Genomic DNA, 26,386 nt, shown 5'->3' with positions numbered 1-26,386 from the left:
AATTATTATTTCATTGCTTCAAATTTGTAACCATTATAAAGCAATTTTGCAACGATTTGTTTTGACAGTAAATCTTTATCTTCATTACCATAAAAATCCAGATTGAATTTTTCATGATCAGTAAGAGTTCCTCTCAAATTAAAATATTTGTTATCAGGAGTAATGATTTCGTCTTTAATATTTTTATCCGTATTAGGGTTTCTGTAACCTGTTTTTGTAGCATACCATGCAGCAACCACTCTTGTTCTCCTTTGTTCTCTGTTATTATTGTCTATTTCTGTAAAAGTAGAATTTACAGTATAAACTAAACTTGGTGGGAAGTTTGGCATAAACGTAACGTTACTTTTAGTCACATCACCAATTGCTACATATTCTAATACAGGAGCACCATTTTTATAAACCTCTTGTTTTTGGTAAATTGTACCACCAGCAACTTTTACATTCAGTGCAGTCATTGCGTCATATTCTGTTTTTAACTGCTCTTTTGTTTTTTGGTCTGCATCAGCAAATACTTTTTTAATATCTGTCGGAGTTCCATTAATAAACTCTAAAACACCTTTTTCGTCTATACCAGATGCACTAATAAATTTATATTTATCATTACAAACACTTGCCACGATTGTTCTTTGAAAACTTAATCCCTGATCTTTTCCGTAATCAATAATTTCATTGGTTTTATTGTTGCTTAGATCAGTAAGAAGTGACCAATAAACAGTTGAACCATCAAGTAAAGAATTGCTTTTACGCTCTATTGAAAAGATCGGGCGGTTGTCAAGAGATAAGATTTTGTAAACTACTTTTTCTTTATCTAAAATCGCAACCTCCGTTTCATCAATACTAATTTTATCTTTTTTAATTCTAATTTCTTGTGCCACAGCTGTTAAAGTAGTAGCCATCATAAAACTAAGTAATAAGTTTTTCATGTATTTTTAGGGTTTAAATTGAAACGCTAAAATATACTTTTTTTGTCACTAATTACTTGTTTAAAATAATTGCAGCTTCTTTCGCAAAATAAGTCGAAATTAAACTTGCTCCCGCTCTTTTAATACACATTAACTGCTCCATCATAATCTTATCATTATTCAGCCAGCCCCTTTCAGCAGCAGCCTTAATCATGGCATATTCTCCTGAAACGTGAAAAACAGTTACCGGAACATTTACCGCATTTTTTACTTCGCGTACAATATCCAGATAAGCAATTCCGGGTTTCACCATTACCATATCAGCACCTTCTTCGACATCCATTAGGGTTTCTCTGATGGCTTCGATACGATTGGCATAATCCATTTGATATGTTTTTTTGTCTTTCGGAACAACCACATCAGCTTCTCTTGGTGCACTGTCCAACGCATCACGAAACGGGCCATAAAATGCAGAAGCATATTTAGCTGAGTAACTCATAATACCCACATTATGAAAACCTACTGCATCCAATCCCTGGCGTAAACGCAAAATACGTCCGTCCATCATGTCGCTTGGTGCTACAAAATCGGCTCCGGCTTGTGCGTGTGAAACCGCCATTTTTACCAATGCGTCATTGGTAGCATCATTGGCAACATCTCCATTTTCGATTATTCCGTCATGACCATAAATTGAATAAGGATCAAGGGCAACATCCGGCATTACAACCATTTCAGGGCAAGCTGCTTTTATAGCTTTAATGGCGTTTTGCATTAATCCGTTTGGATTCCAGGCTTCTTTTCCGGTATTGTCTTTTAGTGATTCATCTACTTTTACATAAATGTTGACAGCGCGAATTCCTAAAGCAAAAATTTCTTTTACTTCTTCAACGGTTAAGTCGATCGAACGACGGAAAATTCCCGGCATGGATGGAATTTCAACTTTATAATTTTCGCCTTCTGCAATAAACATTGGGAACATAAAATCAGTTGGACTCAATGTTGTTTCGCGAACTAAACTACGGATAGATTCATTTACTCGTAGTCTTCTGCCTCTTTGTAATGGGAACATATTTTTTTGTTTAAAGTTTCATGTTTCAGGTTTTATCCTGAAGTTATTCTAATTTTTTTATGTAATTGAAGCGGTATAAATCGCTTTTATGGTTTTATCAAGTTTTTGGTTAAATTCTTCATCAGACTGTCCAGCAGAAAGACCTTCAGAAAGTGCTCTTGAGAAACTGGCAATCAAACCATGGTTTTGCGTTAGTTTAGCATTGGCTTCTTCTTCTGAATATCCTCCGGACAAGGCCACAACACGTACAACATGCGGATCAGACATCAAATCTTTGTAAAAGTCATTTACAGTCGGGATAGACAATTTCAACATTACTTTAACATCTTTATCCAACAAGTTAAGTTGCTTCTGGATTTCTTCCTTCAAAATTTCTTCTGATTTTTCTTTGTCAGCACTGTAAATATCAACTTCCGGTTCAATAATCGGCACTAGTCCTTTTTCGAATATTTGTAAACCAACTTTAAATTGCTGTTCTACAACTTCACGAATTCCTTCAGCATTTGCTTCTTTGATAACAGAACGCATTTTGGTTCCAAAAACGTTTTTATCTACAGCTCTATCTAATAATTCATCTAAATTAGAAATTGGTTTCATCAATTGTACGCCATTGGCAAGATCAGCAAGTCCTTTGTCTACTTTTAAAAACGGAACGATGTTTTTCTTTTCCCATAAATAATTGGCAGTCCATTGTCCGTCAATTTTGCGATCCATGGTGTTTTCAAACAAAATAGCACCAAGGATATAGTCGCTTTTAAATGCAGGGCTTTTAATAATACGGGTTCTCATTTCATGTACAAGCGTGTACATTTCTTCATCATTTGTGAAACTGCTTTCTTGTACTCCGTATTGCGCTAACGCTTTTGGTGTGCTTCCGCCACTTTGATCTAGTGCGGCAATAAATCCTTTTCCGGAATGCATGCGATCTAATTGTGCAATGTTCATTTCTCTCTTTTCCATAATAATGATTTTAAAGGGTTTTATTCATTATTCAAAAGCTCCAGAGGAGCATTATGTTTATAGATAAAATTTAACATCTAGGATTTAAGCTCCAGAGGAGCGAAATATATTATCCAATTCTAATTGATTGTAGATTTAAATAAATGCCACCCCGCTGGGGTTCAATAAAATAAATCTACAAAATTGCTATAAACATGTTGTCCCTATGGGACTTAATTGCATTAAAATTAGTCAATTAATTTTGGAGTTTTAATAAATGAAACCACATTTTAAATTGAAGCTCCAGAGGAGCATTATGTCTATAGATACTATTTAACGATTTGAATTTTAGCTCCGTAGGAGCGTAATGTTGTTATCTTAATTCAACTAATATTTAAATCCATTCCCTCGGATTTTCCAACACATTTACCAATTTTTCTTCTTCACTTCCTGCTTCTGCATGATGATCGTAAACCCATTGCACATGCGGAGGCAAACTCATTAAAATACTTTCAATTCTTCCGTTGGTTCTTAAGCCGAACAAAGTTCCTTTGTCATGAACCAAGTTGAACTCCACATAACGGCCACGGCGGATTTCCTGCCAATTTCTGTTTTCAGGAGTATAGGCTATATTCTTTCTTTTCTCCACAATTGGAACATAAGCTTCTAAGAAACTATTTCCAACTTCAGAAACGAAATTGAACCAATCTTCCATCGACATTGACTCATTTGCTTTGCAATAATCAAAGAACAAACCGCCAATTCCACGCGCTTCGTTTCGGTGCGCATTCCAAAAATAAGCGTCACATTGTTTTTTATATTTTGGATAAAACTCTGGATTATGCTTGTCACAAGCGGTTTTACAAGTTTGATGAAAGTGAGTTGCATCTTCTTCAAACAGATAATAAGGCGTTAAATCCTGACCACCGCCAAACCATTGTTCGATTACTTTTCCGTGTTCATCGTACATTTCAAAATAACGCCAGTTTGCGTGAACTGTTGGTGTCATTGGATTTTTTGGATGTAAAACCAAACTTAATCCACAAGCAAAGAAATCAGCTTCGCCAACGCCAAACATTTTCTGCATCGCTTCCGGTAATTTTCCATGAACGGCTGAAATGTTAACGCCGCCTTTCTCGAAAACTGCACCGTTTTCAATAACGCGAGTTCTTCCACCACCGCCTTCCGGGCGTTTCCAAAGATCTTCACGGAATTTTGCTGTTCCGTCAACAGCTTCTAATCCGGCACAGATTTGGTCTTGTAGATTTTGTATGTATGCGTAAAATTTATCTTTCATGAGTATTGTATTCTGATTTAAGCAATCCGAAATAAACAGTGTTCTGCAATTCGCCATCACCATTTCTAAATTCGTCTCGTAAAATTCCTTCTTGTTTGAAATTGTGTTTTAATGCAACGCGCTGACTTGCAAAGTTAATTTCTTGTGTGCAGATGAAAACTTTGTTCAGCTTCAATTCGTTGAAAGAGAATTCAAGTGCATTTGAAACCATTTTTGATGTGATTCCCTTTCCCTGATAATCTTCATCGGTAAAATAACCTAATTCACATTTTGAGATGCGATAATCTATAGTTTTTACGCATAAATAACCAATCAAAGCATTGGTTTTGATGTCTCTTGCGTAAAAATAAAACCATTCATTATTTTTTTCTTTATCCTGACTGACTGCCAGAAAATCTTTAGCTTTCTCTAAAGAATCAGAATTGGCAAGGGTTACAGGAAAAGTTTTGTGGATGTGATTTTTATTTTTATTGACTAGCGTGAAAAATTCTTCAGCAGTAACATTTTCAATTCGATCTATTTTCCAATCTGTAAAACTCATGTTTATTTGTTTTTAACGGATGTGATTTTGGCATTTATTCCAAAGGAGAAAACCTTGCTTTCTCGCTGGATGTATTGGTAAATAGCAAGTGCTTTACCTAAGAAATCAAATTGTTTTTCTTGAGATAAATGAATCAAAATATCAGCAAATTGCTCTTGTTGATTCCAATCTAAATGGCATCTCTGAAGCAGAATAATTAATTCTTCTTCCGGTATTTCAATTGTTCGTTCTAAACTTAAACCAAAACTCTTCAGTTGCTCATCTACCAGGCTAATATCTTCAGCGTTCCAAAACCTTGGCACAAAGATAAGTGCGTGTAAAGTTCGGAGCGTGTTTTCTATTCTGATACTTTCTTCGTCTCTAAGGCCTTTGTTGAGCATTTCTTATAAGTTGATGGTTGTAAGTTGATGGTTGATAGTTATGAGGTTCTAACAACTATCAACCATCAACTATGAACTATTTTACTCCGTATTCCTTAACCGCATCAATAAATGCTTTTGCGTGATCTACAGGGATATTTGGTAAAATTCCGTGACCTAAATTTACAACATATTTATCTTTTCCGAATTCGTCGATCATTTCGTGAACCATTTTTTTGATGGTTGGAATTGGGGAAAGTAGTCTTGACGGATCAAAATTTCCTTGTAAAGTAATGTTTCCACCAGATAAGTAACGCGCATTTCTAGCCGAACAAGTCCAATCTACTCCAAGTGCGGAAGCTCTACTTTTACCCATTTCACCAAGAGCAAACCAACATCCTTTTCCGAAAACAATAACCGGAGCATGATCAGCCAAAGCTTCAACGATTTGGTTGATGTATTTCCATGAAAATTCCTGATAATCAACAGGAGAAAGCATTCCTCCCCAAGAATCAAAAATCTGAACGGCATCAACTCCCGCTTTTACTTTTTCTTTTAAATATAAAATCGTTGTATCGGTGATTTTTTGTAATAATGTATGCGCTGCAGCAGGGTTTGAAAAACAGAAACCTTTTGCAGTATCAAAACTTTTAGAGCCTTTTCCTTCAACAGCATAACAGAAAATTGTCCAAGGCGAACCAGCGAAACCAATTAATGGCACTTCGTCGTTTAGCATTTCTTTAGTCAATTTAATGGCATCCATTACATAACCTAAACTTTCCTGAATGTCCGGAACATAAACTCTGTGAACATCAGCCAATGAACGAATAGGATTTGGCAAAAACGGACCGAAATTTTCTTTCATTAAAACTTCAATTCCCATTGCTTGAGGTACAACCAAAATGTCAGAGAATAAAATCGCTGCATCCGGAGCAATTCTGCGGATTGGCTGAACTGTAATTTCTGCTGCTAATTCCGGAGTCTGGCAACGGGTAAAGAAATCATATTTATCACGCAAAGCGATGAATTCCGGTAAATATCTTCCAGCTTGACGCATCATCCATACTGGTGGGCGTTGAACAGTTTCTCCTTTTAATGCTTTTAAAAATAGGTCGTTTTTTAACATGTTTTTTATTTTAGGTGCAAAGTCACAAAGGGACAAAGTTGCAAAGGTTTATTTATATTCTTCAATTACGTCTTCAATCACATCTTCAACCGTTGGCTGGTCTGCGATGATGATGTTTTTGGTAATTTTATGTAAAGCGTCTGCAGTGGTTTCTCCAATGCAAAAGCACGTTTCTTTTTTGATGGTATTGTCTTTCAAATAACTTTCAACGCCAGAAGGACTGAAAAATAAGATTGCGTCAACAGCTGTTTTTATTTTCTGAGGCGTTAATGAGGTATCATAAACCTGAATTTCATTAAACTTTACTTCGGCATCTTTTAAAGCTTTTGGCAACGTTTCTCTTCGAAGGTTTCCGCTGAAAAAAGTAAAGGTTTCAGAACGATAAATCAAAGTGATGATTTCGGCTAAATCTGATGCATAACCTGTGTAAGCCACAACATTGAAGCCATTTTCAGATAATAAGATCTTAGTTTTTAAACCAACGCAAAAAACGTTTTTAGTTTTCAGTTCTTCCGCTTTTGGATGAGATAAAATACTGTGAACGGCATTTTGACTGGTAAAAATCAAATTCTCGTTGAGGTCTTTTAGTTCGAAAGATTTATTTTGAGTCTGAATGAAATCGGTATCAATGACATCTAAATTAGCATCAGTTAATGCTTGTTTTTGTTCGCCCGATAGCTTTTTTGTGGATAATATCTGAATTGATTTTGCCATTATTTTTTTAAAGATTCTTTAATAGATTGCATCAATTCGGTTCCGCCATTGTTTAGAATTTCCTGTGCAGCGAAGAATCCTAGTTTTTTCCATTCTGAAATATCGACCGTTTTGTCGATTTCCAGTTTTTGTTTTCCATCGACAGAAAGCAAAACGCCCTGAAAATGTAAAGTATCTTCGTCTTCGTTATAAGTGACCAAAGCTCCAATTGGGGCAGTACAACCACCTTCAAGGGTTCTTAAAAACTGACGTTCGATATACGTGCAGATTTCCGTTTCAATATGATTTAACTGCGAAAGCGCATCTAAAGTATAATTGTCATTTTCCATTGCCACAACAAGCATTGCTCCTTGTGCCGGTGCCGGAATCATCCAATCTAAATTGATATAATTTTCTGGTTTTATGTTGATGCGCTCCAATCCTGCAGCAGCAAATACAGCTCCATCCCAGTTATTGTCTTGTAGTTTTTGCATACGTGTGTTTACGTTTCCACGTAAATCAACCACTGTATGGTTAGGATATTTATTGAACCATAATGCCTGACGACGCAAACTTCCGGTTGCAATTGTACTAGGCTGTTCAAAATCCGGATTTCCTTTGTGTACTAGAATGTCTAAAACATTGGCTCTTTCTAAAACCGCAGCCTGAACAATACCTTGTGGTAATGCCGTTGGAACATCTTTCATCGAGTGAACTGCAATATCGCAATCGCCGTTAATCATGGCGACATCCAGCGTTTTGGTAAAAATTCCGGTAATGCCAAGTTCGTAAAGCGGTTTGTCAAGGATAATATCTCCTGTAGATTTTACAGCAACAATCTCGGTTTTATAACCCAAATCGTTTAGTTTTTTCTCGACAGTATGTGCTTGCCAAAGTGCCAATTCGCTATCGCGAGTTCCTATTCTGATTGTTTTTTCAGCCATGTTTTAATTTTTTACCATTAAGATATTAAGGTAATTAAGATTTTCTTTGTCAAAGAACATTAAACTTAACTTTCTTAATATCTTAATGGTTCAAATACTCTAATCTATTAATCTTGCAAAATGATCATTTACAAGTGGTTTCATTGATTTTGTTATGTTTAGCGTATTAAAATTAATTAATAAACCTTGAGGTCTTTGTAGTAATTTCATATAAGTTAATAATTGTGCTTCGTGAATTGGTAGAAGATTTTCTATCGCTTTTAATTCAACCACTACGCAATCATTTACAAGTAAATCAATTCTTAAGTCAGACTCTAATTCAAGATCATAATAATCTATTTTTACAACTAATTGTTGTTTAACGTCATATCCATTTTGTTCTAATTCATATTTAAGGCATTGTTCATAAATGCTTTCTAAAAGTCCAGGTCCTAATGCTTTATGCACTTTTATAGCAAAACCTGTAATTTCATAAGCCAATTGTGTAACCTCTTTTTTTGTCATAGAACTTTTTATTTTTTTACCATTAAGATATTAAGCGTATTAAGGTGCATTTGCTAAAACACAAAGCTTAATTTTCTTTAATATCCTATTTCTAAGCGCAAAGACTTAATTAACTTAATATCTTAATGGTAAAGCCAAAATTTAAGATGCTTTTATTTTAAAGACTTTTTCGATCCATTCGATGCTTTCATCAACCATGGTGTCGTCGTCTTTTAAGTGGTTTGCGAAATGTGTAGTGATTTTTTGAATGATTCTGTTGCTGATGATTTCAGCCTGAGCTTCATTAAAATCAGTGATTTTTTTGCTTTGGAAGTTTAATTCTGAATCTTTAATCGCGTTCAGTTTTTCTTTTAAAGCATTGATAGTTGGGGCAAATTTTCTGCCTTTCATCCAAACCACAAATTCTTCTTTGATTTCTTCGATAATAGCTTCAGCAGCCGGAATATGTAATTTTCTGTTTTCCAAAGTTTCATCTGTCAACTGCGACAAATAATCCATGTGAATCAGGGTTACGCCTTCTAATTCCTCTACGTTTTCATGAACGTTTTTCGGAATCGATAAATCTAAAATCAATAAAGGTTTTTTAAGATTTAAGATGGCTTTGTCAACTGTTGGGTTTTGCGCGCCAGTAGCGACAACCACAACATCGGCTTTTTGAAGTTCTAAATGAAGTTCCGAATAATCTTTAACAATCAAATTTAGTTTTCCGGCCAATTTCTCAGCTTTGTCTTTCGTTCTGTTAATTAAAGTTATATGTTCGTTTTTAGTATGTTTTACAAGATTCTCGCAAGTATTTCTTCCGATTTTTCCTGTTCCGAAAAGTAAAATGTTTTTATTCCCGATGTCTTCTACATTTTTCATAATGTATTGAACCGATGCAAAAGAAACCGAAGTCGCCCCAGAACTAATTTCTGTTTCGTTCTTTATTTTTTTGCTCGCCTGAATCACAGCATTAACCAATCTTTCCATAAAAGTATTGGCCAAACCCATTGATTTAGAATGGGTGAAACTTGTTTTGATTTGAGAAATAATTTCGAAATCGCCCAAAATCTGACTGTCTAAACCAGTTCCTACACGAAATAAATGATTAATAGCTTCCTGATTTTTATAAACGAATCCCACTTTTTGGAAAGCATCTACAGATCCGTTACTATTATCGCAAATAAGTTTTATTAATTGAAATGGGTGTTCAGCAAAACCGTAGATTTCGGTTCTGTTGCAAGTCGAAGTGACAATTAAACTTTCTATTCCTTCTGTTTTAGCTTGCTCCAGTAAACGAGTCTTCGCAACTGCATCCAAACTAAATTGACCTCTTACCTCAGCATCAGCTTTTTTATAACTCAGACCAACTGAATAAAAATATAGGTGTTTCGGTACATTATTGTTTTCCATAAATTCACTTTCATAAAAGTGCAACAAAATTATTATTATAGTGGTTATAAAAGTAACGCTCAAAGTACTATTTGTATCGCTACATGTTTTTTTGTTTCTAATCCTCTGTTTTTGTGCAAAAAAGATTATTTTTGTAGCAAAATCAAGTCGTTTGAAATGATTTGTTTAGAGTGATTCTAAATAAGATATTCCAATTGCTATGATTTTCGTTTCAAAAAAATATCGCTATGAGTTCTCAGGAAATTATAAAAATTGAAGACGACTTTACGCTTATCCGTTTTCAAAACGACAGTTTAGAACCGTTTTTTGGACAGCATGAAGTGGGTAGTGGTCTGATACAGTTTCACTTCGGAATAAAAGGCAATGCCAAATTCTTGTTTAATCAGGGCTCTTATGCTCTGGATTTGAAGGAAGAAAAATCGTTGCTTTTGTACAATCCACAGAAAGAATTACCGCTGAATTTAGAACTCGCTCCAAATTCCTGGGTCATTTCTGTAATTGTATCAATCAAGAAATTTCACGCGTTGTTTTCTGCGGAAGCAGATTATATTACTTTTTTAAGTCCTGATAATAAGGACAAAAAATATTATAACGAAGCAAATATCAGTCCTTCTATGGCTATTGTGTTAAGTCAGTTGTTTCATTATAACCTTCATCCGTCGATAAAAAACCTTTATTATAAAGGAAAAGGATACGAATTGTTGAGTTTGTATTTTAATCGAACGGAAGATCCAAACGCAGAACAATGTCCGTTTTTGATTGATGAAGATAACGTTCTAAAAATTCGAAGAGCCAAAGAAATCATCATCGCCAATATGGCCGAACCGCCTGGATTACAGGAATTGGCAGATGAAATAGGGTTGAATTTGAAGAAACTTAAAATGGGCTTCAAACAAATTTATGGCGATACGGTCTACGGTTTTCTATTCGACTATAAAATGGATTTCGCCCGAAAACTTCTTGACAGCGGATCTTATAATGTAAACGAAGTGGGATTGAAAATTGGCTATAGTACTGGAAGTCACTTTATAGCAGCTTTTAAGAAAAAATTTGCCACAACTCCGAAGAAGTATTTGATGTCGATTAATACAAATGTTTAGATTTTTTGTTTGCCACCAATTTCACGAATTGGCACGAATTAAAAAATCTGCCGAATCTGCAAAATCTGCGTGCGAGAAAAACTTAGCAAATCAATTTTAGATATTCAACAATAAATAAAAAGTAATAATTATCATATTTCTAAAAAGTAGCAAGTTCTACTTTTGCCGAAAATTAAAACAAAAACAAAGCTTAAAGCCTAATGCTTAAAGCCTAAAGCAAAAAAATAAATGAAAGGCGTATTATTAGTAAACTTAGGATCTCCAGAAAGTCCAACTACAAAAGATGTAAAACCGTACTTAGACGAATTTTTAATGGATAAATACGTGATCGATGTTCCGTATTTGTTGAGAGCATTTTTAGTTCGTGGTATTATTCTAAGAAAAAGACCGGAAGAATCTGCACACGCATATGCTAAAATCTGGTGGGAAGAAGGTTCTCCTTTAGTGGTGCTGTCTGAAAGAATGCAGAAAAAAGTACAGCCTTTGGTAAACGTTCCTGTTTCGTTGGCAATGCGTTATGGAACGATGACAATCGAAAAAGGACTACAGGAATTGCATGAAAAAGGAGTTACTGAAGTGATGCTTTTTCCGTTATATCCCCAATATGCAATGGCTTCGACTTTGACGATTTTGGTTAAAGCTGAAGAAATCCGCAAGAAGAAATTCCCACACATGACTTTTACAGATGTTCCTGCGTTTTACAACAAACCAGATTACATCAAGAATTTAGCCGATTCGATTCAGAAACATTTAGTTGGTTTTGATTATGATCATTTGTTATTCTCGTATCACGGAATTCCAGAGCGTCATATCCGCAAGACGGATGTAACCAAATCACATTGTAAAATTGATGGATCTTGCTGTAATACACCTTCACCGGCACACGATTTCTGTTACCGTCATCAATGTTATGAAACAACCAGACAAGTGATAAAATTATTAGGAATTCCTGCAGATAAATACAGTCTTACTTTTCAATCGCGTTTAGCGGGAGACAAATGGCTTGAACCTTATACGGATGTTGAAATTGATAACATGCCAGCAAAAGGAATCAAGAAATTAGCCGTTGTAACGCCAGCTTTTGTATCTGATTGTTTAGAAACGCTGGAAGAAATCGCCATGCGCGCCAAAGAAGATTTTGAAGCAAAAGGTGGAGAAGAATTCTTAGCGATTCCGTGTTTGAATGATGATGATGAGTGGTGTCAGACTGTGAGTAACTGGATTAACGACTGGAGTAAATAATATTTGTTTCAAGTTTCAGGTTTCAAGTTAATCAACTTTGAGAAAAACCTGAAACTTGAAACCTGAAACAAGAATTATGGAATATTATAATTATCTAAAATCCCTTCATCTTATTTTTGTAATAACCTGGTTTGCGGGATTGTTTTATATTGTGCGTTTATTCGTTTACCAAATTGAAGCGAACGAAAAACCATCTCCTGAAAAGGAAATTTTACAAGCACAGTATAAAATTATGGCCTACCGTTTGTGGTACATTATCACTTGGCCATCAGCAATTTTGGCCAGTATTTTTGCTTTTTGGATGTTGTTTTTTACAGATTTAGGAAACGCCTGGCTGAAAATGCCGTGGATGCATGTAAAATTATGTTTCGTTTTCTTGCTGTATTTATATCATTTAAAATGCCATCAAATTTTCAAACAATTGCAAAATGATGAGGTAAAATATTCGAACAACTTCATGCGTTTATGGAATGAAGGCGCTACCATCATACTATTTGCCGTAGTGTTTTTAGTAGTTTTAAAAAGTGCCATCAACTGGATTTTCGGTGTAATCGGAATTGTTTTATTCTCGGTTTTAATCATGCTGGGATTCCGTTTTTATAAAAGAATTCGCGAGAAAAAATAATTGTAAATTGTGAATTGTTAATGGTAAATTATTATAGGAACCGAAATAATTCATAATTAACAATTTATAATTAAAAAATATGTTTAACAACTTCAAAATGTCGATGCTTTCTCTTCGTGTAAGGATATTCCTTTCGATGATTGTATTGATTGTTGTGGCATCTTTTTTATTGGCTTCGATTTCCATTATTCAGTTTAAGAATGAAGCCAAAGAATATCATCAGGAACGTTTAGAACGTAAAGAAAATGCGGTAAAAGAGCATATCAATTACGTACTTTCGACTACAACTTATCCGCTTAAAACCGCCAATTTAGATTTGATTTTTAAGGATAAAATCCACGAATTGGCTCAAATTCACAAAATCGAAATTAATATTTACAGCCTTGACGGAAAACTGCTAAAATCATCCAAAGAATCTTTTGCTGTTGATAAAGTAGCGCCGCCAGTTCCGGATTATATTCTGAAATTGGTAAAATCTTCCATCGAAAAGCGTTTTGTAGACATTAAAACCATCGATGGAGTCAAAAACAGATCTTCTTATAGTTTAATTAAAGATGAAAAATTCAAACCGCTCGGAATATTAAATCTTCCATATTTAGAAGATGACGGTTATTACGACAATGAGTTGAATACTTTCCTGATTCGTTTAAGTCAGGTGTATTCTTTCATGCTGATTGTGGCTTTTGCGTTAGCGTATTTTCTTTCAACCTATATTACCAAATCGCTTAAAACCATTTCAGATAAATTGGAAGAAACCAATCTGGATCAAAAAAATGAGAAGATTGTTTTAGAAGCCAATAGTAAAGAAGTTAACTTCCTGATCAAGGCTTACAACGGAATGGTGGATAAATTGGAAACCAGCGCCATAAAACTGGCCCAAAGCGAGCGTGAAGAAGCCTGGCGCGAAATGGCAAAACAAGTCGCGCACGAAATTAAAAATCCGCTTACGCCGATGCGTTTGACCGTACAGAGTTATCAGCGAAAGTTTGATCCGACAGATCCAGATGCCAAGCAGAAATTAAACGATTATTCTGAAACTTTAATCCAGCAAATCGATACGATGACCGCAGTGGCTTCGGCTTTTTCGAATTTTGCTTCGATGCCGGCCCAGCAAAACGAAACCTTAAATGTGGTTGAGGTTGTAGAATTGGCGTTAGATATTTTCAACGAAGATTATATTGTTTTTGAAAGTGAAGAACAGGAAATCATCTCAAAAATGGACAGAACGCAATTGATTCGTGTCATTACGAATCTGGTTAAGAATGCAACGCAGGCAATTCCCGAAAGTCAGTTTCATAAGTCTATTTTGGTCACCGTTAAACGTATAGATAATACGGTGGAAATTGCGGTAAAAGACAACGGAATCGGAATTCAGAAACAAGATACTAGCCGAATTTTCGAACCAAAATTCACCACCAAAACCAGCGGAATGGGTCTTGGCCTCGGAATTATAAAAAACATCATCGAAAATTACAAAGGAACAATTACCTTTGAATCAACTTACGGAAAAGGAACCACATTCATCGTTTCTTTGCCTATCACAAACTCATAAAACCACGACCATGAACTACGAAAATCTTTTAATTTCTATTGAAGAAAAAATTGCTACCGTAACCATAAATAGACCTACAAAACTGAATGCTTTAAACAAAGCAACCATCAGTGACCTGAATAAAGCCATCAAATTATTAGGCAAAAATGATGAGGTGCGCGTTATCGTTTTAACCGGAAGTGGAGAAAAAGCTTTTGTGGCTGGAGCCGATATTTCCGAATTTGCCAATTATACAGTAATTGAAGGCGCACAATTAGCTGCCGAAGGACAAGAATCCCTTTTTGATTATATCGAAAATTTAAAGAAACCAGTAATTGCAGCCGTTAATGGTTTTGCACTTGGCGGCGGATTAGAATTAGCAATGGCGTGTCATTTTAGAGTAGCATCAGACAATGCAAAAATGGGATTGCCGGAAGTAACTTTAGGATTAATTCCAGGTTATGGAGGAACGCAGCGTTTACCACAGTTAGTAGGGAAAGGCCGTGCGATGGAAATGATTATGACTGCTGCGATGGTTTCTGCCGAAGAAGCAAAACAATACGGTTTAGTAAATCATGTAGTGCCTCAAGCCGAACTTCTTGAATTTACAAACGGAATCGCTCAAAAAATCATTAAAAATGCACCATTTGCTATCGGAAAAGCGATAAAAGCGATCAATGCCAATTTTAAAGATGGAAAAGATGGTTTTGAAACTGAAATAAAATCATTCGGAAAATGTTTCGGAACGCAGGATTTTAAAGAAGGAACCACAGCATTTTTAGAAAAGAGAAAAGCAGAATTTACAGGGAAATAGAATTATACCACAGAGTAGCACAAAGATTTACACATAGACACACAAAGTTTTTCCTTGTGCCCTTTGCGTAAATCTTTGCGGACTTTGCGGTTAAATAACACAATACAGAGATTCAAAAGGTTTTAAAAACTTAGAACCTTAGCATCTCAGAACCTTAGAACCTTAAAAAAATGTACGAACCAATATTTGCTCTTTTTTGCGAGCGCGTCAAACAAAGCATTCAAAGCGGCACTTTTGCCAAACTTACACTAGCCAAAACGATTGGCGATACCGAGATCAAAAACATTTATTTCCGATTGGTTTTAAATGAAGATAATACCTATTCTATTTCATTGACTTCCCGTTACAAAACCGAAGAAATCGAAAGCATTCATACTTTAGATGAAGCTTTAATGGTTTTAGGAACTTATATCAAAAATCCGTTTTTGACGGCACTTTTGTTCACGACTGATAACGATGTAACATTCAAAGTAAATAAGAAAAACGCCGGAAGTATTATTGAACAAGAACCGACATTTAAAAATGCTTCGCCGGTAATGTTAGAAATGATTGAAAAAGGGATTGTTTAGTTTTTAGGAGCTAATCCCGCTATCCGTTGCAAACGAAGTTCACTGAACTCCAAATTAAAATAAAAATAAAGTGAAGTAATCTTTTGCTTTTTAAAGAAAAAAGCAAAAGGATTTCCACTACTATCGGGGCTAGTAATCCCGTTTTCAAAAAAAGTTTAGCGGCTAGTTGTCATTTCGACGTAAGGAGAAATCCTCGCAAGTAACTCCGCAACGATGATCCAATCTTTGTCGAGCTTCTCGCGAGGATTTCTCCTTACGTCGAAATGACAGTATTGTGTGTTTTTCGGACGGATTAATCTTTCCAGATAAAAAAACTAATAAAATCTTCGTGTATCTCTGTGTAAAAACTTTGTGCATCTCTGTGGTATAATCAATCCTTCCTAAATAAGCTTCACAAACAAATTAGAGGCAATTTTATTAGAAATAGATAATTCCCTTCCATCAACCTTAATTTTAACCGATAAATCGAATGATTCCTTAGAAAGAAATTCGATTTTCGAACCCAAAGCAATTTCCTGTTTGTCCAGATATTTCAAAAACTCCGAAGAAGTATCTTTTACACCTACACAAACCCCAACTTGATGTACTGATAATTCAGCAAGAAGTTGTTTTTCGATCTTAACGATTCGGCCATTTGCATCCGGAATCGGGTCACCGTGCGGATCTTCCGTCGGATTTCCAAGAAAATCATCTAAACGGTTAATCAATTGTTCCGATTTAATGTGCTCTAATTGTTCCGCAATATCATGAACCTCATCCCAGCTAAAATTTAATTTCTCCACTAAAAAAACTTCCCACAAACGATGCTTTCGAACAATCATTTTAGCAGCTAATTTTCCGTTTTCGGTTAAGGAAACACCCTGGTATTTTTTATAATTTACTAAATCTTTATCTGCCAGCTTTTTAAGCATATCCGTAACTGAGGAAGCTTTGGTTTCCATCATTTCCGCAATAGCATTTGTGCTCACTTCGGTTTCCAATGAAGCAGTAAGATGGTAGATAGATTTTAGATAGTTTTCTTCTGAAAAAGTCATTTTTTCTCTTTTTGAGGGACAAAGGTTCAAAGGGACAGAGGTTCAAAGTAAAAAACCTTTGTTCCTTTGCAACTCTGGACCTTTGTACCTAATTTATTTAACAATCAACAAAGGTATCGAAATTTTATGTCTCAATTTGTCTACGGTGGTACCAAATAAAATGTCTTTCAATCCGGTGTGGCCGTGGGTTCCCATAACTAAAATGTCATAATTTCCTTCGTTGATGATTTTCGGAATGACGCTGTTAGGTTTTCCAAAACCAAGTTCGGTCTTGATGTTGAAGCCTTTCTGCGAAAGCATTTCTTTATATTCCAACAATAATTTTTCATCGATAGTGGTTTCATGATCATCAACATGACCTCCGTACATTAAGGCGCCAACGGTTTCAACAATGTGAATCAAAGTGTATTGTGTGTCGAGTCCACCTAATTCAAAAGCTCTGTTTAGTGCAGATTCATCAGCTTTTGAGAAATCTACTGAAATCGCGATGTTCTTGTAGCTATGGCTTTCTTTTGGAGAAAAGTGAAGCTTTAAATTGTGCGGAGAATGATTGACAAATTTGGCCTGTGCTCTTACGATAAAAGGTTTTGCAATGATATAAAGCAGTAAAGCCAGAAATGCTAAAGCAAGAGGAATAACTGTAAACCACAATACTATCGGATTGCTGGAGCTTTCCAGCCAAGAAGTTATTTCATCATAAACCAATTTGGCATTTAATGAAACAATGATGGAGGCAATAATCCAGGAAACAACTTGAGTGGTTTTTGAAATATGAAAACCATTCATTTTCGATTTGTCACTCACAAAATGAATCAGCGGAATAATCGCAAAACCCAATTGCAAACTCAAAATAACCTGACTCAGAATCAGTAGTTTTCCAGTGACGCTTTCGCCATAAATATAGATTACAATTAAGGCGGGAACAATGGCAATCAAACGCGTAATGATACGTCGAACCCAAGGCTGGATGCGTAAATGAAGATAACCTTCCATTACAATTTGTCCAGCTAAAGTTCCGGTTATTGTCGAGCTTTGTCCCGCGGCAATTAGCGCAACAGCAAAAAGAATGGGTGCCCATTTGGTTCCTAATAAAGGTTCCAGAAATTTATGTGCATCCTGAATTTCGGCCACTTCAAACATTCCGTTTTTATGAAAGGTTGCGGCGGCAAGGATTAAAATAGCAGCATTTACGAAAAAGGCGAGATTCAACGCTATAGTCGAGTCAATCAAATTGTATTTTAAAGCTTGTTTGATTCCGGCTGGACTTCGGTCAAATTTTCTGGTTTGCACCAAAGAAGAGTGTAAGTAGAGGTTGTGCGGCATTACAGTTGCACCGATAATTCCGATCGCAATATATAAGGCTGCCGAATTTGGTATTGAAGGAACTAGTCCGGCAATTATTTTAGAAACTTCAGGTTCGGCAAAAATCATTTCGAAAATAAAAGAAAACCCAATAATAGCGACTAGTGCAATTATAAAGGCTTCCATTTTTCGAATTCCTTTGTTGATCAGGAATAATAAAAGAAAAGTGTCTAAAACGGTAATTAAAACCCCTTCCATTAACGGAATGTCAAATAAAAGATTGATTCCGATCGCCATTCCCAGAACTTCGGCTAAATCGCAGGCAGCGATGGCAATTTCTGCAAGGAAATATAAAATGTAATTGATAAATTTAGAATAGGTTTCTCTAGAAGCCTGCGCCAGATCGCGCTGTGTCACAATTCCAAGACGGGCACTTAAACTTTGCAGCAGCAAAGCCATTAAGTTACTCATTAACAAAACCCACACTAAAGTGTAGCCAAACTGACTTCCGCCGGCAATATCTGTGGCCCAGTTTCCTGGGTCCATGTAACCGACACTTACTAAATATGCAGGACCTAAAAAGGCTAATATTTTACGAAAACCGGTCTTTTTATGCTCTGTTGCAACCGATTGGTTAACTTCTTCTAAAGATTTGGTCATTTTAAAATTGTTGTTTTAACAAATGTATATAAAAATTACATTCGCTCAACAATATTTTTAGACGAGTCTAAATCTTAAATGTTAGAATTGGAACAATTTGGGCATAATCCTGACAATGTAAAGTTTATATCGTTCACTTTATAATTGTGCGGAATGATATAACTCGGCTTTACATTTTCAAGGCAGGTTATTTCAAGACACTTTTCACAGCTGAAGTGAGCATGGTTGTGAATGTGAACTCGCTGTGCATGATGATGGCATTTTGCATATTTGACGGTGCCATCGAGGTCAACAATTTTATGGACAATATCATCATTAACAAGACGGTCTAAAATTCTATAAACGGTAACCCGATCGCAGATTTCTTCGATTTGTTTGTAAATTTCTGTATGTGACAGTGCAGTCTTGGATTTTACAAAAATCTCTAAAACGGCCGTCTTTGCTGTGGTTTTTCTTGTTGTTTTCATTTTTTGAAATAAAAAAAATATTATTGCAACAAAGTTGCGATTGATTTTTATGTATATATTTGCAACAAAATTGCATTAAGCAAAAGTACACGAAATGAAGAAAACTACAACACCTTTTTACGATATTTTAGGAATTTCAAGCGCGACAATTTGTTTGGTGCATTGTCTTATTTTTCCGCTTCTGACTGTGTTGCCTTTAGGCTTAAGTCACAATCCGTTTATTGATTTGCTTTTTGCGACGATCGGACTTTTTGCAATCTTTAAAATTATAAAAAAATCGGGACTATTAATAGCAACCATTTTGATTCTTTCGATGGTGCTGATTTGGATCAGTGTTTTAAGCGAAATCATTTTAGATATTCACCTTGATCTGATTTTTATTGGCGGAATCGGAATGATCCTTGGGCATTTACTGAATTATAAAACACACAAAAGTAAAAATCATTAACACAATAGAGTTATGGAACAAAAACATTTTGAAGTGATTATTGTAGGCGGAAGCTATAGCGGACTTTCGGCAGCAATGAGTTTAGGGCGTTCTTTACGTCAGGTTTTGGTTATTGACAGCGGTTTGCCCTGCAACAGACAAACACCACATTCGCATAATTTCATTACACAAGATGGTGAAGTGCCAGCTGTCATTTCGGCGAAAGCCAAATTACAAGTTGATTTTTATAAAACAGTTCAGTTTTTTAACGGAATTGCTATCGAAGCTAATAAAACCAAAGAGGGTTTCGAAATCAAAACAGATTCTGAGGAAGTTTTTACTGCTAAAAAAGTATTATTCGCAACAGGAGTAAAAGATCTACTTCCCGAAATTAAAGGTTTGGCTGAATGCTGGGGTATTTCGGTTTTACATTGTCCTTATTGTCATGGTTACGAAGTGAAAACCGAGAAAACCGCCATTATCGCTAATGGAGAAATGGCTTTTGAATATGCAAAACTGATTTCGAACTGGACAAAAGACTTACGATTGTTGACCAATGGAAAATCAACCATAACATGGGAACAAAAAGAAATTCTTCAAAAGCATCAGATCGAAATTATTGAAGAGGAAATTGAATCTTTAGAGCATGAAAACGGAAATATTAAGCAGGTAATCTTTAAAAATAAATCAAATGCAGCGGTAAAAGCAATTTATTTCAGACCGCCTTTTGAACAGCATTGTCCTTTGCCTTCAGCTCTAGGTTGTGAATTGACAGAACAAGGTTTAATTAAAGTTGACATGATGCAGAAAACAACTATTCCTGGAGTTTATGCAAGTGGCGACTGTGTTATTCAGGCAAGATCTGTGGCGATGGCAGTTTCTTCAGGATCTTTTGCCGGTGCTTCTGTGAATAAAGAACTTATCGATGAGGTTTTTAATATTTGAACTTGTCAGGTTTAGTAAACTTTTGTGCATAGCCCCTAGCTTCACCTAGGGGAGAGTTAGGTGTGAGTTAGAAAAGGGCTTTAGCCAAATCTGTCAAATGTGGCTAAAGCCCTTTTTGTTTCCGATTATATATTCATCCAACTAAAGCTGGATGCTATTCAACTTTAGAAAACAAAAATCTAACATATTGATTTAAATTGATTTAAAAATTTTAGTTTCAGAATCATTATTTGTCAAATTTAATTTTTAGTTTTGTCTAAATTTAATTTTATAACAATGAAAAACTCAATAGTAATATTGATTCTGTTTACTTTACAATTCTCTTTTGCGCAGGAAACTACTACCATTTCTGGTTTTGTAACTGGCGAAGGAAATAAAATACAAGGCGCGAATGTGCATTTACTGGGCACCAAACAAAAAACAGTTACCGATAGTTTAGGATATTATTCTTTGGGAAATGTTATGCGAGGAAAATATAATATTCGAGTGACCTCGACTGGATTCAAACCGATGACCGTTGAAATTTCAGTTGTTGAAGCACAAAATACGAATCAAAATTTTGAGTTAGAAGACAATGAAAATCAACTTAATGAAGTTGTGGTTTCGGGAACTTTAAAAGCAGTCAAAAGATTAGAAAGTGCGGTTCCGGTTGAGGTTTATTCTCCTGTTTTCTTCAAGAAAAATCCAACTCCAAGTATTTATGAAGCACTTCAGAACATTAATGGCGTTCGGCCACAGCTTAATTGCGGTGTTTGTAATACGGGCGATATTCATATCAATGGTTTGGAAGGGCCTTATACTTTGGTTTTAATTGACGGAATGCCGATCGTGAGCAGTCTTTCGACGGTTTATGGATTATCCGGAATTCCGAATTCTTTGGTCGAACGAATTGAAATCGTAAAAGGCCCGGCTTCGTCTTTGTACGGAAGTGAGGCAGTCGGCGGTCTGATTAATATTATCACTAAAAACCCAACGAACGCGCCGGTTTTTGCAGCCGATGTTTTTACCACAACTTATTTAGAAACCAATGTCGATTTAGGAATGAAATTCAGTCCCACCAAAAAATCAATGACACTTTTGGGAATCAATTACTTTAATTACAATGAAGTGGTTGATAAAGACAAAGACAATTTTACGGATGTGACTTTGTCTGAACGGATTTCGGTTTTCAATAAATGGAGTTTTTTGAGAAATGAAAATCGACTTTTTACAATCGCGGCTCGCGGAATGTATGAAGATCGTTGGGGCGGAGATGTGCGCTGGGACAAAAAATACCGAGGCGGCGATGAAATTTACGGCGAAAGTATTTATACCAAAAGAGGTGAATTAATAGGAAGTTATCAATTGCCATTTGAAGAAAAACTGATGCTTTCGTTCTCCGGAAATGTGCATTATCAGGACAGTCGTTACGGAACAACATCGTATATCGCGAATCAGAAAATTGGTTTTTTGCAATTAACCTGGGATAAAAAGTTGGGAAGAAACGATTTGCTTGCCGGAATTGCGAATCGCTATTCGTATTACGACGACAATACTACTGCCACAAAAGAAGCTGAAAAGACCTGGTTACCGGGAATTTTTGTTCAGGATGAGATTACGCTTTCGCCGAAAAGTCAGGTTTTGTTGGGAATGCGATACGACTATAATTCGATTCACGGTTCTATTTTCACGCCAAGAGTGGCATATCGCTGGAAGAAAAATGAAAACACGATTTTCAGATTGAATGCAGGAACGGGTTTTCGTGTCGTGAATTTATTTACCGAAGATCACGCAGCGCTTACAGGTTCGCGCGATGTTGTGATTAAGAATGATTTGAAACCGGAACAATCTGTGAATGCGAATCTGAATTATATTCAAAAAATAAACTTTGGTAACGGCACTTTTATCGGAATTGAAACGACCGCTTTTTATACCCGTTTCAGTAATAAAATCATATCCGATTACGAAACAGATCCGAATAAAATCATCTACGACAATATCAACGGGTATGCTATCAGTCAGGGAATCAGCACGAATGTAGATGTCAATTTTCCTTCAGGATTAAAAATGATTTTGGGTGCTACAGTTTTAGATAACAAAAATGTGGAAAATGGGGTTTCAGAACGTCCTTTTTTAACCGAGAATTTTACAGCAACCTGGAGCGTATCATATAAAATAGAATCCTTAAATTTATTGTTGGATTATACCGGAAATGTTTACAGTCCGATGAAGTTGCCTTTACTGAGCGATTTAGATCCTAGAGATCCAAATTCGCCTTGGTATAGTATTCAGAATATTCAGTTTACGTATTCTGGATGGAAGAATTTTGAGCTTTATGGCGGAATAAAGAACCTTTTGAATTTCACACCAATGCAGAAAAATCCGTTTTTGATTTCAAGAGCAAACGATCCTTTTGATAAAAACGTGCAATATGATTCGGCCGGGAAAGTTTTGGTAACACCGGATAATCCATACGGTTTGACTTTTGATACGACTTATGTTTATGGGCAAAACCAGTCGATTCGTGGGTTTTTTGGGTTGCGATATACTTTGAGATAAATTTATTTTTAAACACATAGAGACATAGTTTTGCAGTGGTCAAAAGGCGTTTCACTAATCTTAAAACACATAGATATGTGTAGAAACGTGTTTCTTTTCGCATCCTTTTTCAAGGTATAAAAATCTATGTTCCTATGTGTTTAATAACCTTTGAGCAATTAGAATTTATATGAAAAAGCTAGCGATAATAATCATCTTCTTAGGAATAACTTCAACGGGATTCTGTCAACTTCAAATCAGATCTTTTGAGGCGATTGATAGTCTGCAGCAAATTCAAAAGCGAAAAATTATCGTTTTTATTCATACCGATTGGTGTCAGTATTGTCAAAAAATGAAAAGCACGACTTTCAAAAATCAGGAAATTATTCAAAGTTTGAATTCGGATTTTTATTTTATTGATTTTAATGCTGAGGAGAAACAGGATATTTTATTTAATAATCAAATATTTAAATACCAGCCAACAGGTAATAATGTTGGCGTGCATGAATTGGCTTTGCAACTCGGAACGATGAACAATCAAATTGTTTATCCGGTTTTGTGTGTTTTGAATGAGAAAAACGAAATTATACTGCAATACAACAATTACCTCAACCCAAAAGATTTTAAACTGCTTTTAGAAAAATTGAAAGAATAAAATTCCTTATTTTTGAGAATGCATTCTTCACAAATAAAACATTTCAACTACATATTTACAGGGACAGGTTTATCGACTTTGATGACCGTTTATAAAATGGTTTTGTCTGGAAAATTCGCTGACAAGTCGATTTTGTTATTAGATGAAAGTCAAAAGAAAATCAATGACAGAACATGGTGTTTCTGGACAAAAGATGAAACAATGTGGAATTCGATTATCTCAAAAAAATGGGATTCGGCTTTGTTTGCCAATGAAGATTTTAAAAGAGATTTGGAGTTGAAACCGTATCAATACAATCAAATTCGGGGAATTGATTTTTACAATTTTGTTTTTGAAACCATTTCTAAAGAATCAAATATTACTTTTTTAAAGGAGAAAGTAACCGATATCAATGAACTCGAAACCCATGTTTTTGTGGGAACCGAAGAAAACAGATATACCTGTGATTACTTATTCAATAGTATTTATACGAAAGCTTTTGTTCAAACTCAAACCAAATATCCGGTTTTGCAACAGCATTTTGTGGGTTGGTTTGTGAAAACTGAAGCTAAAGTTTTCAATCCGGAACAGGCTACTTTCATGGATTTTTCGGTTGAACAAAAAGGAAATACACGATTTATGTATGTTTTGCCAACTTCTAAAACCGAAGCTTTGGTGGAGTATACGTTGTTTTCAGAAAATTTGCTTGAAAAAGAAGAATATGAAAACGAGATTAGACTTTACCTGCAGAAACTCGGAGCGGATAAATTTGAAATTATTGAAAAGGAGCAGGGAAGTATTCCGATGACGTGCTATCCTTTCTGGAAAAAAAACACCAAAAGAGTTTTAAATATAGGAACTGCCGGCGGATGGACCAAAGCGAGCACCGGTTTTACTTTTAGAAACTCAGATAAAAAATCATCTGAATTGGTTGAGTTTCTTCATTCTTCGACTCCGCTCAGAATGACAACAGAATCACTCAAAATGTCATCCTTCCATAAAAAAAGCCGATTCTGGTTTTATGATTTACTGCTTTTGGATATTCTGTACCGTCATAACGAATTAGGAAGCCCTATTTTCTCCTCTTTATTTCAAAAAGGTAATCCAGCATTAGTATTCAGATTTTTGGATGAGGAGACGAGTTTAATGCAGGATGTTAAAGTTATTTTAAAGTGTCCCAAAATTCCGTTTATAAAAGCGTTATTTAGAGTGATTTTTCTTTCAAAATAAATTTAACCAAAAACAAAACCTTTGAAAAATATTACTTTAGTACTTTGTCTCTTTTTTACTGCTCTATCTTTTGCTCAGGTATCAACAAATAAAGCACACGACGCAATTGTTGAAGAATTTTTAACCAACTGCGCGGAAAAACACAATTATGTTTTTGAAATGTCTGAGTGGCAGAGTTGTCTGGATCAGGGTTTGAAAAAAGACAGTACCGTTGCCTACTTGTGGCAACAAAAAGCAATGCCTTATTTTAAATGCAAAAAGTATGAAGTTGGAATGCAGTATTTAGACAAAGCTGTATTTTATAACAAAGAACGTTGGTTGTCGTACAGGGCTTTTATAAAATGCATTTTTGCACATACTTATAAAGATGCCATTAAAGATTTTGAAGAATGTATTAAACTTTATGGGAATAGCTATGTAATGGATCATACCTATAGTTTTTATATGGGAATTTGCTATTTACAATTGAATGAATACGAAAAAGCAGAAAAACTTTTTGACGATTATGTCGCTGATATCTATAAAAACAGACAGAATTTAGAACATCCAACAGCCTATTTTTATCAGGGCATCGCAAAGTATGAATTGAAAAAATGGGATGAAGCAATTGCGATTTTTGATAAGGCGATTAAAATCTATCCTGAATTTTCGGATGCAAAATATTACAAGGCAATTTGTTGGCTTAAACAAGGTAAACCAAGAGAAGAAGTTGTGGCTTTGGTTGGTGTTGCCAGAGAGGATTACGCAAAAGGATTTTCGATTAATGAAGACAATACAATTTATGAAACGTATCCTTATCAAAAGAAGTTTACCAAACAATAATGGGTTGTTAAACTGCTGATTTTGACCTTCGACTTTAAGACTTTTCAACTTTCGACTTTTCCAATCGAACTATAACAAAACTTTATACTTCAAATTAAGTAGTTGCGCTTAAACTTTGTAACTTTGCAAAATCAAAAGTAAAATTTAAAAATAAACAATATGTATCCAGAAGAAATGGTAAAACCAATGCAAGCTGAATTGACTGCTGCAGGTTTTCAAGATTTACATAGTGCTGACGCTGTAGATAATGCTATCAAAGCAGAAGGTACCACTTTAGTTGTTGTGAACTCTGTTTGTGGTTGTGCTGCAAGAAATGCACGTCCGGGAGCAAAAATGAGTTTAGAAGGCGCTAAAAAACCAGATCACTTAATTACGGTTTTTGCTGGTGTTGACAAAGAAGCAGTTGATGCTGCAAGACAACATATGTTTCCTTTTCCTCCATCATCGCCTTCTATGGCTTTGTTCAAAAACGGAGAATTGGTTCACATGTTAGAGCGTCACCACATCGAAGGACGTCCAGCTGAATTAATCGCTGAGAATTTGCAAGATGCGTTTAACGAGTTTTGCTAATTAGGTTCAAAGAAACAAAGGTACAGAGGTACAAAGGTTAAAAACAAAAAGCACTATAGAAATATAGTGCTTTTTGTTTTTTATATAAAGAGTATAAAACCTCTGAACCTTTGTAACTCTGAACCTTTGTA

General features: G+C 35.4%; 27 protein-coding genes. 13 read left to right on the top strand and 14 right to left on the bottom strand.

From position 1 onward, the window contains the following. Nucleotides 1–5 precede the first annotated feature (5 nt). The 11 genes from BUA98_RS01920 to hemA all read right to left on the bottom strand — a co-directional run bounded on the left by BUA98_RS01920 (nt 6) and on the right by hemA (nt 9,766). Complete coding sequence (locus tag BUA98_RS01920) at nt 6–923, bottom strand: hypothetical protein (protein WP_072969970.1); 918 nt, start codon at nt 921–923, stop codon at nt 6–8. 52 nt (nt 924–975) lie between these two features. Next, on the bottom strand, nt 976–1,971 hold the full coding sequence (gene hemB / locus BUA98_RS01915; RefSeq protein WP_072969969.1) for a porphobilinogen synthase: 996 nt from the start codon (nt 1,969–1,971) through the stop codon (nt 976–978). Between the two features lie 57 nt (nt 1,972–2,028). Next, nucleotides 2,029–2,916 carry a fructose bisphosphate aldolase gene (locus BUA98_RS01910; protein WP_072970567.1) on the bottom strand — a complete coding sequence of 296 codons (888 nt, stop codon included), beginning with the start codon at nt 2,914–2,916 and terminating at the stop codon, nt 2,029–2,031. 388 nt (nt 2,917–3,304) lie between these two features. Next, entirely contained in the window at nt 3,305–4,207 is a 903-nt protein-coding gene (hemF, locus tag BUA98_RS01905) for an oxygen-dependent coproporphyrinogen oxidase (RefSeq protein ID WP_072969968.1), read from the bottom strand. Beyond that, nucleotides 4,197–4,748, bottom strand: a complete 552-nt coding sequence (locus BUA98_RS01900) for a GNAT family N-acetyltransferase (RefSeq protein WP_072969967.1) — start codon at nt 4,746–4,748, stop codon at nt 4,197–4,199. Before BUA98_RS01900 ends, hemF begins: the two co-directional genes overlap by 11 nt. Nucleotides 4,749–4,750: 2 nt before the next feature. Next, on the bottom strand, nt 4,751–5,128 hold the full coding sequence (locus tag BUA98_RS01895; RefSeq protein WP_072969966.1) for a hypothetical protein: 378 nt from the start codon (nt 5,126–5,128) through the stop codon (nt 4,751–4,753). A gap of 76 nt (nt 5,129–5,204) precedes the next feature. Next, complete coding sequence (hemE, locus tag BUA98_RS01890; protein WP_072969965.1) at nt 5,205–6,233, bottom strand: uroporphyrinogen decarboxylase; 1,029 nt, start codon at nt 6,231–6,233, stop codon at nt 5,205–5,207. Between the two features lie 48 nt (nt 6,234–6,281). After that, nucleotides 6,282–6,947 (bottom strand): uroporphyrinogen-III synthase, encoded by a 666-nt coding sequence (locus tag BUA98_RS01885; RefSeq protein WP_072969964.1) that lies wholly within the window; start codon nt 6,945–6,947, stop codon nt 6,282–6,284. Next, nucleotides 6,947–7,870, bottom strand: a complete 924-nt coding sequence (hemC, locus tag BUA98_RS01880) for a hydroxymethylbilane synthase (RefSeq protein WP_072969963.1) — start codon at nt 7,868–7,870, stop codon at nt 6,947–6,949. Before hemC ends, BUA98_RS01885 begins: the two co-directional genes overlap by 1 nt. Nucleotides 7,871–7,969: 99 nt before the next feature. Beyond that, the gene (locus BUA98_RS01875; protein WP_072969962.1) at nt 7,970–8,374 is read right to left on the bottom strand and encodes a GxxExxY protein; all 405 of its coding nucleotides are present in this window, start codon (nt 8,372–8,374) and stop codon (nt 7,970–7,972) included. A 141-nt stretch (nt 8,375–8,515) separates the two neighbouring features. Continuing rightward, on the bottom strand, nt 8,516–9,766 hold the full coding sequence (gene hemA / locus BUA98_RS01870; protein ID WP_072969961.1) for a glutamyl-tRNA reductase: 1,251 nt from the start codon (nt 9,764–9,766) through the stop codon (nt 8,516–8,518). Between the two features lie 227 nt (nt 9,767–9,993). Here hemA and BUA98_RS01865 point away from each other — a divergent pair, with 227 nt between their 5' ends. The 6 genes from BUA98_RS01865 to BUA98_RS01840 all read left to right on the top strand — a co-directional run bounded on the left by BUA98_RS01865 (nt 9,994) and on the right by BUA98_RS01840 (nt 15,647). Beyond that, the gene (locus BUA98_RS01865) at nt 9,994–10,866 is read left to right on the top strand and encodes a helix-turn-helix domain-containing protein (RefSeq protein ID WP_072969960.1); all 873 of its coding nucleotides are present in this window, start codon (nt 9,994–9,996) and stop codon (nt 10,864–10,866) included. Between the two features lie 228 nt (nt 10,867–11,094). After that, entirely contained in the window at nt 11,095–12,108 is a 1,014-nt protein-coding gene (gene hemH, locus BUA98_RS01860) for a ferrochelatase (RefSeq protein WP_072969959.1), read from the top strand. A 76-nt stretch (nt 12,109–12,184) separates the two neighbouring features. Next, nucleotides 12,185–12,733 carry a CopD family protein gene (locus tag BUA98_RS01855; protein WP_072969958.1) on the top strand — a complete coding sequence of 183 codons (549 nt, stop codon included), beginning with the start codon at nt 12,185–12,187 and terminating at the stop codon, nt 12,731–12,733. A gap of 136 nt (nt 12,734–12,869) precedes the next feature. Then, nucleotides 12,870–14,285 carry a sensor histidine kinase gene (locus tag BUA98_RS01850; RefSeq protein WP_086065111.1) on the top strand — a complete coding sequence of 472 codons (1,416 nt, stop codon included), beginning with the start codon at nt 12,870–12,872 and terminating at the stop codon, nt 14,283–14,285. Between the two features lie 10 nt (nt 14,286–14,295). After that, on the top strand, nt 14,296–15,078 hold the full coding sequence (locus tag BUA98_RS01845; protein ID WP_072969956.1) for an enoyl-CoA hydratase/isomerase family protein: 783 nt from the start codon (nt 14,296–14,298) through the stop codon (nt 15,076–15,078). 170 nt (nt 15,079–15,248) lie between these two features. Next, nucleotides 15,249–15,647, top strand: coding sequence for a hypothetical protein (locus tag BUA98_RS01840; protein ID WP_072969955.1), 399 nt, complete (start codon nt 15,249–15,251; stop codon nt 15,645–15,647). Between the two features lie 380 nt (nt 15,648–16,027). On the opposite strand, the gene BUA98_RS01835 is transcribed toward BUA98_RS01840, so the two are convergent. The 3 genes from BUA98_RS01835 to BUA98_RS01825 all read right to left on the bottom strand — a co-directional run bounded on the left by BUA98_RS01835 (nt 16,028) and on the right by BUA98_RS01825 (nt 19,110). Continuing rightward, complete coding sequence (locus BUA98_RS01835; protein ID WP_072969954.1) at nt 16,028–16,681, bottom strand: metal-dependent transcriptional regulator; 654 nt, start codon at nt 16,679–16,681, stop codon at nt 16,028–16,030. Between the two features lie 93 nt (nt 16,682–16,774). Continuing rightward, nucleotides 16,775–18,643, bottom strand: a complete 1,869-nt coding sequence (locus tag BUA98_RS01830; protein ID WP_072969953.1) for an Nramp family divalent metal transporter — start codon at nt 18,641–18,643, stop codon at nt 16,775–16,777. Between the two features lie 74 nt (nt 18,644–18,717). Beyond that, nucleotides 18,718–19,110, bottom strand: a complete 393-nt coding sequence (locus tag BUA98_RS01825) for a Fur family transcriptional regulator (RefSeq protein WP_072969952.1) — start codon at nt 19,108–19,110, stop codon at nt 18,718–18,720. A 94-nt stretch (nt 19,111–19,204) separates the two neighbouring features. Here BUA98_RS01825 and BUA98_RS01820 point away from each other — a divergent pair, with 94 nt between their 5' ends. From BUA98_RS01820 to BUA98_RS01790, 7 genes are all read left to right on the top strand, one after another. Continuing rightward, nucleotides 19,205–19,558, top strand: coding sequence for a MerC domain-containing protein (locus BUA98_RS01820; protein ID WP_072969951.1), 354 nt, complete (start codon nt 19,205–19,207; stop codon nt 19,556–19,558). A 12-nt stretch (nt 19,559–19,570) separates the two neighbouring features. Further along, entirely contained in the window at nt 19,571–20,482 is a 912-nt protein-coding gene (locus BUA98_RS01815; RefSeq protein ID WP_072969950.1) for an NAD(P)/FAD-dependent oxidoreductase, read from the top strand. A 276-nt stretch (nt 20,483–20,758) separates the two neighbouring features. Then, the gene (locus BUA98_RS01810) at nt 20,759–23,020 is read left to right on the top strand and encodes a TonB-dependent receptor (RefSeq protein ID WP_072969949.1); all 2,262 of its coding nucleotides are present in this window, start codon (nt 20,759–20,761) and stop codon (nt 23,018–23,020) included. 169 nt (nt 23,021–23,189) lie between these two features. Then, nucleotides 23,190–23,654 (top strand): thioredoxin family protein, encoded by a 465-nt coding sequence (locus BUA98_RS01805; protein ID WP_072969948.1) that lies wholly within the window; start codon nt 23,190–23,192, stop codon nt 23,652–23,654. Nucleotides 23,655–23,672: 18 nt separating this feature from the next. Beyond that, nucleotides 23,673–24,863, top strand: a complete 1,191-nt coding sequence (locus tag BUA98_RS01800; protein ID WP_072969947.1) for a lycopene cyclase family protein — start codon at nt 23,673–23,675, stop codon at nt 24,861–24,863. 21 nt (nt 24,864–24,884) lie between these two features. Then, nucleotides 24,885–25,685, top strand: a complete 801-nt coding sequence (locus tag BUA98_RS01795; RefSeq protein ID WP_072969946.1) for a tetratricopeptide repeat protein — start codon at nt 24,885–24,887, stop codon at nt 25,683–25,685. A gap of 159 nt (nt 25,686–25,844) precedes the next feature. Beyond that, nucleotides 25,845–26,255 (top strand): BrxA/BrxB family bacilliredoxin, encoded by a 411-nt coding sequence (locus tag BUA98_RS01790; RefSeq protein ID WP_026982321.1) that lies wholly within the window; start codon nt 25,845–25,847, stop codon nt 26,253–26,255. The last annotated feature ends 131 nt before the right edge of the window (nt 26,256–26,386 follow it).

This window comes from Flavobacterium saccharophilum (assembly GCF_900142735.1).
GTDB lineage: Bacteria > Bacteroidota > Bacteroidia > Flavobacteriales > Flavobacteriaceae > Flavobacterium > Flavobacterium saccharophilum.
Note: the sequence above shows the minus strand (reverse complement) of the source record. Positions and strands in the feature narration are given on the sequence as shown.